The sequence below is a fragment of the Lysinibacillus sp. FSL L8-0126 genome, assembly GCF_038630385.1.
Classification (GTDB): Bacteria; Bacillota; Bacilli; order Bacillales_A; family Planococcaceae; genus Lysinibacillus; species Lysinibacillus fusiformis_D.
Window position 1 is genome coordinate 36,384 of sequence record NZ_CP152028.1, and the last position, 13,581, is coordinate 49,964.

A 13,581-nucleotide genomic window follows, 5' to 3' on the forward strand; every position below is an offset into this window, starting at 1 on the left:
GTGACCAGCTTTTACTTTCTTTTTACATAGTAAAAGTCATACTTGCAGTACCACTTGCATATTTTAAAACGTAATCATTACACTTTAAGGAGGTACATGTGGAACGTCTCCATCTTTCAAGATATGTATTGAATTTTTGGTTCATCTTCATGCTATTAGTAAGCTTGCTACCATTCCTGTTATTCAATATCTCAGCATTAAGTGATTTAAGTTCCTCTTTACTCAGTCTGCATACTATTTTTTTAAGTATTTTAATTGAGGCATTACCGTTTGTGTTAATTGGTATCATCATTGCGGGCTTTATTCAGATTTTTATCACAGAGGAACATATTCAAAGGTGGATTCCTCAAAATGCGGTAATGGCCGTTGTCATGAGCTGTCTTGTAGGTGCATTATTTCCAGCCTGTGAATGTGGAATCGTGCCTATTGTGAGAAGATTGATTGCCAAAGGTGTACCGATTCATGCAGCTATAGGCTTTATGTTAACTGGCCCACTCATTAATCCAATCGTTATTCTCTCTACCTATATGGCATTTGGAAATGATTTAAAAATAGCCAGCTTACGAATGCTGCTAGGTTTTGTTATCGCTATTGTCGTAGCATTACTCATTAGCTTGTTTTTTAAAGGTTCACAATTTAAAAGCTCCTTACAACCTCATTCATTGGCAACAGCTAACCAACCAACATCTTTTGTCACAAAACTATTCAATATGTTCAAACATGCCATTGATGAATTTTTTGATATGGGCAAATACTTAATTATTGGGGCATTTTTAGCTGCATTTGTCCAAACCTATGTATCTACCAAAACACTCGTAGAAATTGGAGATGGCGTATCCTCCTCTATTTTGGTCATGATGGGCTTAGCCTTTATTCTTTCACTTTGCTCGGAGGCAGATGCCTTTATTGGGGCATCCTTTAGTGCTACTTTCTCAACCCCATCCATTCTTGCATTTCTTGTTTTTGGTCCTATGATTGACTTGAAAAATACCATTATGTTAATGAGCGTATTTCGCTTCAAATTTGTCTTCTGGTTAGCCGCCTTAGTGGCTATCATTGTCTATATTAGTATATGGATTCTTTCACCGTATCTCTAAGGGGGAAAACCATGAAATTTCACGTTCAGCAAGCGCTAAGAGCCCTTATTCTACTTGCTTTCTCAGCTATGATTGCGAGCTTGCATTGGACCGGGGAACTAACAAAATTCATTAACCCCAAATATGAAAGTCTTAGCCAAACAGCTGCCATTTTATTTTTTATACTGTTTCTTGTTCAGCTAACAAGAGTCATATCATTTACTCAGACGACCCATCATTGTGACGACAGTGGACATGCTTGCTGTTCACATCATGACCATGGTCATTCAGTCTTTACACGCAAAAAATGGCTAGCCTATCTTATTATTATGACACCGATTTTGACGGGCTTCTTCGTGCCTGCCAAAATTTTAGATGCTGCAATCGCTGATAAAAAGGGTGGGGCCTTCTTTCTCACTCAGCAAAGTCAACCATCCAAAATTGAGGATTACCTCACTTCAAATGAAACGATTGATGAAAATATCTATGACGAGCATGATCCTGACCCTAAACTAATGGAGGAAAAGCAGGAAATGACAAAAAAGCAATATGAACAATTAAAGCAACAGCTATCTCAACAAACTATGCTGAAAATGACAGATGAGGATTATACGATTTATTACGAGGACATGCATCAACATCTAGCAAACTATTTAGGGAAGCAAATCCAGTTAAAAGGCTTTGTTTTGAAAGAAGATAGCTTTACAGAAAAGCAACTAGTGGTTTCCAGATTCCTTATTACCCATTGTGTTGCTGATGCAAGTATCGTAGGCTTTTTGACAGAATTTCCTGAGGTTCCAACTATCAAAGAGGATACATGGATTGAGGTAATCGGTACAATCGGTCAAACAACTTATGAGGGTGCAAGCCTACCCGTTATTCATATTGATGATTGGGTAACAATTGAACAGCCTGAATCACCATATCTTTACCCCATAAATATTCGAATGAGTTTCTAGCAACATGAAAGGGCAAAGTTTATATCTTTGCCCTTTCATAGTGTTGAAAAACAAAACGATCCATAGAATTTTTGTGAAAGGTGAAAAAGGATTTCCGTTGCAGGCTACTTGCTTTCCTGTGGGCGAGCGCCGAGCCGCTCCGTTTAGAGGCTCGCCTGTCTTGCTATCCCACGGGAGTCAAGTAGCCTTCCACTCTATAAAAATATTTCTTGTTAGCAAAGTTTTTCAAATAAAGTGAAGGTATTCACTACTGGTGTTGTCACTCATCACTTCTCCACATCGAAAATAAGAGTCTATCCTTTTACCACATGGTGGATTGGAGCAGCGGCTTATCGGACGCCCCTGGAAAGGACGCTGGCGGAACAGAAATCAACCCCTCGCCTTTCAAAATGACTGTTTCTGCCGTTGACATCACCTTTTTCATCTATTAATTGGGTAATAGTACATCTAGACCTAAATGGGAACGTAATGTGCTCCCTTCATATTCAGCACGGAATAGCCCCCGCTCTACTAGCATAGGGATCACATCACTAAAGAATAAATCTAAAGATTTCGGAGGTCCACCTGGTACAGCAATAAAGCCATCCAATGCACCCTCCTCATAAAAAGTAATGATTTGATTGACAATGTCCTGTGGCGTGCCGATTGCCACAAGGTGAGCTGAGCCAATTACTTCTGGACGTGCAAGCAATACCTCAACAGTTGGTTCATTGTCGATAATATAACGACGCACCAAATCGGCATGTGTTTTACTACGTACTTTTTGATCTTTTGGCGGCAGCATATCAGCCGTTATCTGATCTTGCAGTGCCAAATGACGAATATCCATGCCTATCACTGATTCTAGAGCACTATAGCGACGCTCAAGTGTTAAATGTGCATGTGCTTGACGGTACATTTCGAGTGCTTCCTCATATGTATCGCCTATAAAGAAATAGAGCCCTGGTAATAACCGAATATCATCGGCTGAACGACCAACCTCAACCGCGCGTTTACGCAAGTCATTACGCATTTCAACACCCACCTCCATAGCAGGTGTCGCTGCAAAAATCGCATTGGAAACAGTAGCCGCAAATTGACGACCTACATCCGATGCACCTGCTTGGAAGAATGGTATATCACCTGCTGGATGCATAGGTAGATTTAAAGGGCCATTAATATGGAAAAACTCACCCTCATGCTCAATCGGCTTGACAAGCTCATTTATTTTCTCTAAATCACCATTTGTTTCCAATACTTCATAGGGATGACTATGCCATAGCTGTTTCACGACCTCTATACATTCTGAGGCTTTAGCATACCTCTCCTCTGATGAAGCCATAGGTTCATTACTGAAATTATTGGCCCCATCAATGGAAGTGACGATATTCCAGCCTACTCGTCCCTCACTAATCCAATTCAACGATTGCAATTGACGTGCAATCAAATATGGTGGTATAAAGGATGTCGAGATGGTAGTCACTAAACCAATCTGCTTAGTTTCTCGTGCCACCGTTGCCATTAAAAAGCTAGGATCTAAGCCAACCGTTCCTTTTGTTTTAGCCATTAATTCTGGATGTGCTACTAAATAATCAGCCTTAAATAAAAAATCTAATTTAGCTTCCTCAGCACGCTGTGCAAATGCAATATGTTCATCAAGTAACGCACCCTTCTTACCATGATTACCATGTACAGCTATATGCATGCCAATAATAAGATGTCTTCTCATTGTTATATTCTCCTCTCTTTAATTGAAAATGATTATCATTTTCATAATAGGCTTACTTTTTAAATATTGCAACCAAATCCTTTACATACAAAAAAAGACAGGTACCTAATGAATAAGGACCTGTTATTTTGATTGCTATTTATTACTTTTCGTTTACTATGCCCCATGGAAAATCATGAGTCTCTCATTTGAGTTGCGACGACTTTTTACATGATAGTTAGATAGGATTTGCGAAAATTTGTTTTTCTGTCGGTTCCCATAGAACAATTCCCACATCCTTCTTCTGATCAATGATCCGAACGGTAATAGGGATGTACTCAAATAAAATCGTATTTAAATTTGTACTAATCAGCTGTAACAAGCCTACTAATTCCGTATCATTGATTAGCGGCGCGTGTACTTCCATTTTAATATCTGTTAATTTGCCCTCTTCATAGCGAAGTCTCCCTATAATTTTAGGGTTTAAATGCTTAAACCCTGCTTGAATATCTTCTTTAAAAATTAATAATTTATTATACATATTTTGATCTAAGCTATATAATGCCTCTGATGGAAATGAGTAATACTTTTTATCAATCTCAGACCACTTTGCTATAGTATTTTCTCCTTTTGCAATAAAGGTTTCAGCTAAAAATAAGCCAGGAATAATATCATTTATATTGGATTCCTGATATAAAGTTAAATAAATAGGGACCTCCGGTATCTTTTTATTGTTTCTTATATCCTGAATGATCTTGCCAGCTATTTTTTTGCCGTAATTTTTCACATCATTGCTATCATCATCATTTTGATCTACTTTCACTTGTCCTGTGTAAATTAACCCTTTGTCATCCGATACACGTATATCATAAAATTCATTTAACGATATCGCAATCGACATTCCCTCTAGCTTGTTACTTTCCTTATGAATAAAATTATGTTCTACTACATGAGAGAGAATTAGCGGATACTTTTTCTCATCCTCTAAAACATCACCAGTTCTAGTTTCAATGGCTGGATTCAAGCCAATACCTTCCTCTGTTTTTCTAGCTAACCATTGCTTAATCATTTGCTCATCCAAATATTGACCTTCCTGCAAATAATGCTTTTCAGTTGCAAAATGATTCACAGATAAATCCATGAGTCCCCTCTCTATTTCATTTATATTTAACGCATTATTCATATTGTTAACCATTAAGCCTCGCGCAATATTACTTTTTGCAGGCTGTTGAATTTCATAGGCTTCCTTTTTTTGAATAGATGAAATATACATTTTTTCATTCGTCGTATCAGGCTCAACCTCACCACTACTACAAGATGCTAATAACCCTATGGATGCGATTAAACTAAATAAACACTTTCTCTTTTTCATCACAAATACTCCTTGATCATATGTAGATATTTAATATTTCCATAATTTAACCATACCAAATTTTACAAAACAAAACATCATATATTTACAAATATCACCATTCTATAGTGAGATCAAAAAAAACCTATGTTCAAGAAAAAATGAACATAGGTCTTTACTATTGTAGATGGTTGTGAGAAAAGTTTATTTTTGATCAGGTGCAGTCTTCTAGCTTTGGAGTGGTTTCTTCATGTTTATAAGGAGGTCGCTCTTCCAATGAGCCGAGACCAATCTTTTCTAAGCAACTTCCTCACTTTCCCAGCGCAGCCTCCAACTGAAGCGGCTTCCCCACTTTTGAGCATTACCCCTCGACTATGGAGCGAATGCTACTTTGCATTTTTATCAGGTTGGTGAATGCCAAAAATATTGCCTTCTGTATCGATATAATAGCCTTGCCATGCCATCCCAGGTAAAGCATGTTTCGAGATAGCTACTTTGCCACCATTTTCAAGAATTTTGGCTTCTGTTCCATCGTAACTTTCGACACCCATGGTACAAGCAAAGCCATTCAACGCTTGATTGACTTCTGGTGGTGGGCCTTGTCGTTGCATTAACGCACCATTAATACCAAGTTCATCTTCCTCACCTGTCACTGCTCCAAAGTACGGCATGCCTGCATAGTCACTCCAGTCTTGAAATGACCAGCCAAATACTTTCCCGTAAAAATGCTTTGCCCGCTCCATATCATTTACATGGATTTCAAAATGAACTAATCTTCCCATAGTACCCTCTCCTTCAAGATGAATATATTCACTATATAGCATTTTCAAAAAGATTGAAAATTAAAACATATAGAAAATAGTCACCAGTTTTACAATTGACTATACACAGAAAATGCATCCGTAATGTTATATTGCTCCGTCCGAGGACCTCCTTCAGCTCCTACTGTCACTAACACATATTCTTGTCCATTAACAGTTGCTAAACTTGCTAAACATAATCCTGCATCCTCTGTATAACCCGTCTTGCCACCTAGGATTTTCCCTCCTGGCAATACACTTGATGTCATATGCTGAAACATTCGATTAGTAAATGTAATACCCTCCGGATGAAGGTTCGTTGACTTAATAGAATATCTTTCTGCTGTATAAACATTTCGAAACTCATCATTTGTTAAGGCATATTGTAAGAGTAGTGACATATCTTTCACAGTTGTATAATGATCTGGATGATGCAGTCCTGTTGTATTCATAAAATGAGTATTTTTCATTCCCAGTTGCTGCGCCTTATCATTCATAAGCTTTACAAATTTCCGTTCTGAACCAGCAGCATATTCAGCTAAACCAATGGATGCCTCTGCACCTGATGGCAGCATGGAACCATACAATAAATCCTCTATCGTCAACCTCTCATTCGGAAGAAAACCTGCCACTGAAGCATTTTCCTCGTATAAATCATTAAAGATGTTTTTAGGTAAAACGATTTCATCTTGTAAGCTTGGAATTTGCTCAATCGCGACTAAAACAGTCATCATTTTCGTCAAAGATGCAGGATAAATGACTTCCTCACTATTTTTATCTAATAGTACTTGATTTTCATCTAAATTCACTAAAATGGCATTAGAACTATATAAATCGATATTGAGCATATCGCTACTCATCGTTGATATTACTTTTGGTGAATCAACCATCTCCTGACGTAATGTTACAGGTGTTTCTTTCAATATCAAATAAACAAATACGATCATGAACAGGAACAATATACTTACAATACCTTTTCTTGTGAACATAAAAACAACTCCTTCTCTTTATGCTTTTATTGAACCATAAAAAAAGGAGCTTATTTTTAATTAACTATTAGTGAATTCTTAAGGTTTCTTAAGAATTGGCTGGAATCATAACTATGAACACGGTTTGATTGTGATGAGAAGTAGCTGTAATCGTCCCTCCATGGGCTTGCACAATTTCATTTGAAATGGCTAAACCAAGTCCAGCACCACCCGTTTGTGTAGACCTTGCACTATCTAAACGGTAAAACTTTTCGAATATCATCTTTAATTTTTCAGGCGGTATGGTCTTCCCTGTATTCTTAAATGAAATAAACGTTTGATTGTTTTCATTTTGTGCACTAATTTCGATTGTACTATTGGGTTCACTATAGGCAATTGCATTTTTTAAAATATTATTAAATACCCTTGCTAATTTATTTCTGTCTGCATAGATAGTCATCTCTCCATCTATATTGACGATGGCTTTTTGACCCTTTGGTGCTAACAATGGGTAAAACTCATCGGCTACTTGCATTAACATATAGTTAAGAGGAATAAGGTCTTTCTCTAAAACGATGGATTGTAAATTAAATCTTGTGATTTCAAAAAACTCATTGATTAATTGTTCTAGTCTATAGGATTTCTCTAATGTAATCGTTACATATTTTTCTTTTTGCTCAACAGGCATATCCCTTGCCTCATCTAAAAGGCTTAAGTAACCAATGATAGATGTTAAGGGTGTTTTAATATCATGGGCTAAATAAACAACCAGATCATTTTTACGTTGTTCTGCTTCTTGTGCATCCCTTGCACGCTTTTCTAATTTATATTTCACATCATTTAATTTCTTCTCTAAAAAATCGAGCTCTGTCGGAAGATGAATTTCCTTCTCTGACTCATCTGCAAGCATAGTGATACTGTTACTAATTTGATGAAAATAACGAGTAAAACGAGAGAGGGCAATATAAAAAATGATCAACAATAATAGGATAAATCCTATAGTAAGCCAAAGAGGTTTATTTTGTTGAAATAACACATTGTAGGCATTTTGTGCAGCAAAGTAATCGAGCTGCAAGACATTTTCGCAAAAGGCTATAAAAGCATCTGCAAAGGGAGCTTGTAAAACACCATCAATGAATGCAAAGTTGATTATAAAACCTATTATGATTGCTATAATAAGAATAAAAACGATTTGTAAAATCATCTTCCTCTTCAATCCGCCAAACTCATTTTTCAATGGTATACCCCACTCCCCAAACAGTTTTAATAAATTTTGGGTTTTCCGCAGAATCTTTCATTTTTTCCCTTAAATGTCGTATATGAACCATTACGGTATTATTGCTGTTAAAATACTTGTCCCCCCAAATTTCTTGAAATAATTGCTCTGAACTAATGACCTTCCCTCGATTTGTACACAAATACCATAGAATTGCGAATTCCGTAGGGGTTAGGGATACCTGTCTTTCATTTAAAAAGACCTGCCGTGTGTTCTGATTGATCATCAAACCAGCGAAATCAATGATATCTTCTGTTTGCTTCGAACCTTGGTTGTACAATGTAAATCTTCTTATTTGTGCCTTGACACGAGCAACCAATTCCAATGGACGAAATGGCTTTGTTATATAATCATCTGCTCCTAAAGAAAATCCATTTATTTTATCAATCTCTTCTTCCTTTGCCGTAAGCATAATCACTGGAAAATTAAATGTTTCTCGGATTTTTTGTAAAATGGTAAAGCCATCTATCTCTGGCATCATAATATCGAGAACAGCTAAATCCACATTTTCCCGCATAATACACGCCAGAGCCTCTTGAGCTGTATAGTACTTAAATACATGGTAGTTTTCATTTTTTAAATATAACTCAATTAAATCTGCAATTTCTTTTTCATCGTCAACAACTAAAATATTCAAATGAATTGTCCTCTCCTTCTACTTACACAATTTCCAATGATTTTTCACAGGCATTATAGCACTTACGAATAGCTATATCTATTAATAAGAATAGGTTATTTAAAGCGCAATAAAAAAGTAGAGATGGAAAAAACCTCTTTCCAACTCTACTTTCCATATTGAATCCCAAGCCTTATCGTTATTCGATATTTAATTTGTTCAATTGGTCGCCACAGTAGTAGATTTCCGATTCAAATCCTGTGTTACCACTCTGCCTGAATAATAGTGCATTTGTTCATTTAATTTATGCTCTTTTACGGTTAAATTGGTTGGCCTTACTTTCAGAACAAGCGTCTTACTCCCGAGTGATGATTGATACTTTTCGATATGTGTTTTCGACAAAGGGGCGTGATAATAACCTGGGACATATTTATCAAGCATTGCCTGCATTGCCACAGTAGCCTCATCTAAATCTGTGACAATTTCCACCAAACCATTTGCGATGACACTCATATAAGCTGTATCCGTGTTAGCAGGATTGGGATCTACCATTGTTCCATAATTCTCGCATATAGAAATACATGCATTTGGGTTGGCTGTTAGGATGTCTATTTTCCTGCCTTCATTGGCACCGTGGAAATAAAAACTCCCATCTTTGAAGACATAATTTAGTGGCAGAACATATGGTGTATGTTGATCCACTAAACCAAGAAAAGCGGTTTGTGCGTCTTTTAAAAATGGTTGAATTTGTTTTTCATCTGTACAAGCTCTTTGCAGCATTCGAATGTCTGTTTTCATCTTTTTATCCCCCTATCCTCTACTAAAGAGGAGTCTACAGCAGGATTGCCCTCTAAAAAAGGGACAGTTTTATGAAAAGGGATGGGTACAACTTTCAAATATTGAAATGAAAGTTAGTTATGCACTATCTTTATTCACCTGCATCTCGATAAAATAATTTAAGCTGTGCAACAATCAGAATGCTAATGACTACAAGTAAAAACCAAGAGCTTATTTTGCCAAAATGCACAATCGACCATGCTACCTCTTGATTAGGATATGACCATGCCCCAAAGAAAGTAGCGATATTTTCAGCAATCCAAATGAAAAAGCCAATTAAAAAGAAAGACGCAACGATGGGCATTTGATAGATTTTATTTCGCACCTTAAATTTGACCATTGTTCGATAAAACACCACAAAAAGTAATGCCATTAACAGCCATCTAAAATCATAAATAAAATGATGGGTGAAGAAATTGAAGTAAATCATGGCTCCTAGTGGAATGGCTACATAACTTTTTGGCCAACTCACGATTTTCAAATCGAATCTACGCCAGGCTTGGCAAATATAACTCGCCACACTAGCATACATAAATCCACTATATAATGGCACACCTCCCACTTTTGACCACGCCTCTTCAGGATAAGACCAAGAATTAAAATTTACTTTATACAGTTCTAGCACAAGTCCAATAATATGAAACAGACAGATGACTTTTATTTCATCCTTTGTTTCTAATCCAAATCTATACATCAAGTATTGCGTCAATAGACAGATGACTAGAATGAAATCGTATCTTGCTACACCTGGTATTGGAACAGCTCTAGAAAATGCAAGTGTAATAAATATTACAACAGGAAAAATACAGGATAACGATTGTTGATACGTAAAGATTCCTAAATCTTTAACAAAATTTTTTAACATGAATCCACCTCAGATTAGCTCAAAACTAAATTTATTCTTGTATGAAGAATAAACGATAAATTATCCTATTTCAATATTTTTTTATCGAAAAACGATAAATTTTTTCGTTTTATTTTGGAACTATTCTTTGGTAATTTCGTCTTTGTTGTTCTTTATTAATAAAGAAAAGAGTAGCCACATAATACAGCTACTCTTATTACTTAAAGATACATTTTTTGATCTAATTTTAACTGGACTTCTTGTTGGTTTATTACTAAATTTGTAACTTTTTTCACTTTTAAATAATAAACAATATAACAGCCAATGAAGAAAGCTCCACCACAGTAAAGGGCTAATCGTTGAGCGGGATCAAAAGCCAAGCTTGCCATAACGATGCAGTTTGCCAATAATCCTAAAATAGGAATAACCGGATAGAATGGTGCTTTGAATTTTAAATCCTCCACTTTTCCTCCTTGGCGTAAATAGGAGCGTCTAAATGCAATTTGAGAAGCAGTAATTGCAATCCACCCAATTTGTGCACCTAAACCTGCTAGGGATAAAAGCCACACAAATACGGTATTAGCGGCAAATACGCTTGACAATAATGACAAACCAGCAACAGCAAGGGTAATCAATAATGCATTCATTGGAATTCCTCTTCTATTCACCTTCCCTAACAATGGACTTGCCATCTTTTCAACGGAAAGAGAAAACAGCATACGTGTTGCAGCATATAAACCCGAGTTAGCGACCGATAATAAAGCTGTTAGAATAACAAAATTCATAATATCTGCTGCATACGGAATCCCTATACTATCTAATACAACAACAAATGGACTTTCAACAACACCCGCTTTATCCATAGGAATCATAGCTGCCAATACAAAGACAGATAACACAAAGAAGAACAGCGTACGCCACACGGTTTGTTTAATAGATTTAGGGATTGTTTTTTCGGGATTTTCACTCTCTCCAGCAGCAATACCGATTAATTCTGTACCTTGAAATGAAAAATTCACGGTAATCATGGTAATGAGCAGTGCTGTTAAACCATTTGGAAAAAGACCACCCTCATAAAAATGAGTAAGAAATGGGGCATCTGTTCCATTTTTCATATCGATCAGCCCAAACATAGCTGCTCCCCCAACCGCAAGGAACATCAGGATGGCCAAAATTTTAATGCTTGAGAAGACAAATTCTGCTTCGCCAAAGGCTTTTGCAGATAAACCATTCAAGACAAAGAGCAGTGCAGCAAATATTAGGCACCACATCCATACTGGAGAATCAGGAAACCACCTTTGCATAAGTTGTCCAGCACCTAAAAATTCGAGTGCAACAGTTACTGCCCAGCCTAGCCAGTACAGCCAGCCAACAGCAAAACCAGTGGCAGGACCGATAAACTTCGTCGTATATGTTTGGAATGAACCAGATACTGGCATAGCAACAGATAATTCACCCAAGCATAGCATTGTTAAATACATTACTGCTCCGCCTACTAAATAAGCTAGAATGGCACCGGTTGGTCCCGCTTGATTAATGGTGTACCCTGAGCCAAGAAAAAAACCAGTTCCAATACATCCTCCGAGGGAAATCATAAATAAGTGTCTAGCTTTCATACTTCTTTTCAATTCATATTGTTCTGCTGCCATAAAAAACTCCTTACACTAATTATCTTGTAAGCACTTTCTTTTTTTCGTGCACGACAGATAACTATTTGAAATTTAAATAATTGATAGATGTTCAAGTTAATATATTTTATAAACTGTCAATTTTCTGACAAAATAAAGGCTATTGATGTGCTAGAGCATTTGCTTTTTCTATAGTAAACTTTATTTAGGGAGAGCTACTTTCTTATATTTGGTTGTGGCGACCTTATAGTCTAAGAAAAGTTCTTCCTTTACGAGAGAAATGATGTCACTATCCTTTGTTTACAGTAATGTATCACCGAATAGAGAGCTGATTAAAGCTACAGCAGCAATTGCCGTTTTATTATATTGATCTAATACTGGGTTTGTCTCAACAAACTCTGCAGAAGTAATGATATTTGCTTCTGACAGCATTTCCATCGCTAAATGGCTCTCACGGTAACTAATACCACCTGCAACTGGGGTTCCTACACCTGGCGCATCGTTTGGATCAAGTCCATCTAAATCCAAAGATAAATGAACACCGTCTGTACGCTCCTTTAAATAATCAATTGTTTGTGACATTACAGTTGTCATCCCTAAACGATCGATTTCATGCATCGTATACACTTTAATACCAATTTCTTTAATAAGCTTTTTTTCACCTGGATCTAAATCACGAGCACCAATAATCACAACATTTTCAGGCTTAACTTTTGGCGCATAGCCTCCGATATTCGTTAGTGCAGGATGGCCAAGACCTAAACTTACAGCTAAAGACATACCGTGAATATTTCCTGAAGGAGATGTCTCACCTGTGTTTAGATCACCGTGTGCATCATACCAAATGACACCTAAATTCTCATAATTCTTTGAGACACCTGCTAATGTGCCAATCGCAATACTATGATCTCCACCTAAAACTAAAGGAAAACGTTTTAAGGAAATTTCATGATCTACTTTCTGACCTAGTTTTTCATTACTTTCTGTGACCGTTTTTAAATTTTTTAAGTTTGTCTTTCCTTCTATTTCTTTATCTTCCTGTTCGATGTCAATAGTTAAATCCCCTTCGTCATGTATGGAATAACCAAGGCCCTCAAGTCGTTCCGCTACCCCTGCATATCTAATAGCACTTGGTCCCATGTCTACCCCTCTTCTAGTTTGGCCTAAATCCATGGGTACCCCAATAATTGTCACTTCTTTATTCATGATCATTTCTCCTCTCCGATAATTACTTTCACAGTATAAAGAAAATGATATACTGACTCAACTCGACATTATTTTTAATTTTTATACAGTTTAAATTATTGAAAACATAGATATTTACTTGTATAAACGATTGCATAAACGCTATTTCAGTGAATATTAAAACAATTTTTTCCTATTTTAAGCGATTATTTTACATAAACTACCAAAATGAATATTAAAAATATTCTATTTCCATTGTTTTTTTTGAAAATTAAGACGGTAATTTTAGCAAAAAAGATAATATATTGATAAATAATTTCTAATTTATTCAAATTAACCCCTTTTTTTCTACAT

12 protein-coding genes are annotated in these 13,581 nt (G+C 36.4%); 2 read left to right on the plus strand and 10 right to left on the minus strand.

The features are described 5' to 3' along the window. Positions 1-98: 98 nt before the first annotated feature. Positions 99-1,097, plus strand: a complete 999-nt coding sequence (locus tag MHI34_RS00200) for a permease (RefSeq protein ID WP_082673685.1) — start codon at positions 99-101, stop codon at positions 1,095-1,097. Positions 1,098-1,108: 11 nt separating this feature from the next. Continuing rightward, positions 1,109-2,035, plus strand: coding sequence for a TIGR03943 family protein (locus MHI34_RS00205; protein ID WP_036127048.1), 927 nt, complete (start codon positions 1,109-1,111; stop codon positions 2,033-2,035). 427 nt (positions 2,036-2,462) lie between these two features. Here MHI34_RS00205 and MHI34_RS00210 read toward each other — a convergent pair whose 3' ends face one another. From MHI34_RS00210 to rocF, 10 genes are all read right to left on the minus strand, one after another. Further along, positions 2,463-3,719, minus strand: coding sequence for an NtaA/DmoA family FMN-dependent monooxygenase (locus tag MHI34_RS00210; RefSeq protein WP_231744974.1), 1,257 nt, complete (start codon positions 3,717-3,719; stop codon positions 2,463-2,465). Between the two features lie 241 nt (positions 3,720-3,960). Continuing rightward, positions 3,961-5,094, minus strand: a complete 1,134-nt coding sequence (locus tag MHI34_RS00215; RefSeq protein WP_101966346.1) for a CamS family sex pheromone protein — start codon at positions 5,092-5,094, stop codon at positions 3,961-3,963. Positions 5,095-5,459: 365 nt separating this feature from the next. Next, positions 5,460-5,855 carry a VOC family protein gene (locus MHI34_RS00220; protein ID WP_036127069.1) on the minus strand — a complete coding sequence of 132 codons (396 nt, stop codon included), beginning with the start codon at positions 5,853-5,855 and terminating at the stop codon, positions 5,460-5,462. A gap of 89 nt (positions 5,856-5,944) precedes the next feature. After that, a complete protein-coding gene (locus MHI34_RS00225; RefSeq protein WP_058843359.1) occupies positions 5,945-6,862 on the minus strand; it encodes a serine hydrolase in 918 nt (305 codons plus the stop codon). 88 nt (positions 6,863-6,950) lie between these two features. Further along, a complete protein-coding gene (locus MHI34_RS00230) occupies positions 6,951-8,045 on the minus strand; it encodes a HAMP domain-containing sensor histidine kinase (RefSeq protein WP_170829796.1) in 1,095 nt (364 codons plus the stop codon). Between the two features lie 22 nt (positions 8,046-8,067). Further along, entirely contained in the window at positions 8,068-8,760 is a 693-nt protein-coding gene (gene vanR / locus MHI34_RS00235; protein WP_197412989.1) for a VanR-ABDEGLN family response regulator transcription factor, read from the minus strand. A 192-nt stretch (positions 8,761-8,952) separates the two neighbouring features. Further along, positions 8,953-9,531 carry a pyridoxamine 5'-phosphate oxidase family protein gene (locus tag MHI34_RS00240; RefSeq protein ID WP_089932150.1) on the minus strand — a complete coding sequence of 193 codons (579 nt, stop codon included), beginning with the start codon at positions 9,529-9,531 and terminating at the stop codon, positions 8,953-8,955. A gap of 130 nt (positions 9,532-9,661) precedes the next feature. Continuing rightward, positions 9,662-10,435 carry a DUF817 domain-containing protein gene (locus tag MHI34_RS00245; RefSeq protein ID WP_058843355.1) on the minus strand — a complete coding sequence of 258 codons (774 nt, stop codon included), beginning with the start codon at positions 10,433-10,435 and terminating at the stop codon, positions 9,662-9,664. Between the two features lie 200 nt (positions 10,436-10,635). After that, positions 10,636-12,063, minus strand: coding sequence for an amino acid permease (locus tag MHI34_RS00250; RefSeq protein WP_271912692.1), 1,428 nt, complete (start codon positions 12,061-12,063; stop codon positions 10,636-10,638). 279 nt (positions 12,064-12,342) lie between these two features. Further along, complete coding sequence (gene rocF, locus MHI34_RS00255) at positions 12,343-13,248, minus strand: arginase (protein WP_089932148.1); 906 nt, start codon at positions 13,246-13,248, stop codon at positions 12,343-12,345. Between the last annotated feature and the right edge of the window lie 333 nt (positions 13,249-13,581).

What these genes read in the sequence shown, in the direction of transcription:
- MHI34_RS00205 (WP_036127048.1), top strand. Translation starts at nt 1,109, where the DNA reads ATGAAATTTCACGTTCAGCAAGCGCTAAGAGCCCTTATTCTACTTGCT.
- MHI34_RS00210 (WP_231744974.1), bottom strand. Translation starts at nt 3,719, where the DNA reads ATGCATATAGCTGTACATGGTAATCATGGTAAGAAGGGTGCGTTACTT.
- MHI34_RS00215 (WP_101966346.1), bottom strand. Translation starts at nt 5,094, where the DNA reads ATGAAAAAGAGAAAGTGTTTATTTAGTTTAATCGCATCCATAGGGTTA.
- MHI34_RS00220 (WP_036127069.1), bottom strand. Translation starts at nt 5,855, where the DNA reads ATGGGAAGATTAGTTCATTTTGAAATCCATGTAAATGATATGGAGCGG.
- MHI34_RS00225 (WP_058843359.1), bottom strand. Translation starts at nt 6,862, where the DNA reads ATGTTCACAAGAAAAGGTATTGTAAGTATATTGTTCCTGTTCATGATC.
- MHI34_RS00230 (WP_170829796.1), bottom strand. Translation starts at nt 8,045, where the DNA reads ATGATTTTACAAATCGTTTTTATTCTTATTATAGCAATCATAATAGGT.
- MHI34_RS00240 (WP_089932150.1), bottom strand. Translation starts at nt 9,531, where the DNA reads ATGAAAACAGACATTCGAATGCTGCAAAGAGCTTGTACAGATGAAAAA.
- MHI34_RS00245 (WP_058843355.1), bottom strand. Translation starts at nt 10,435, where the DNA reads ATGTTAAAAAATTTTGTTAAAGATTTAGGAATCTTTACGTATCAACAA.
- MHI34_RS00250 (WP_271912692.1), bottom strand. Translation starts at nt 12,063, where the DNA reads ATGGCAGCAGAACAATATGAATTGAAAAGAAGTATGAAAGCTAGACAC.
- rocF (WP_089932148.1), bottom strand. Translation starts at nt 13,248, where the DNA reads ATGAATAAAGAAGTGACAATTATTGGGGTACCCATGGATTTAGGCCAA.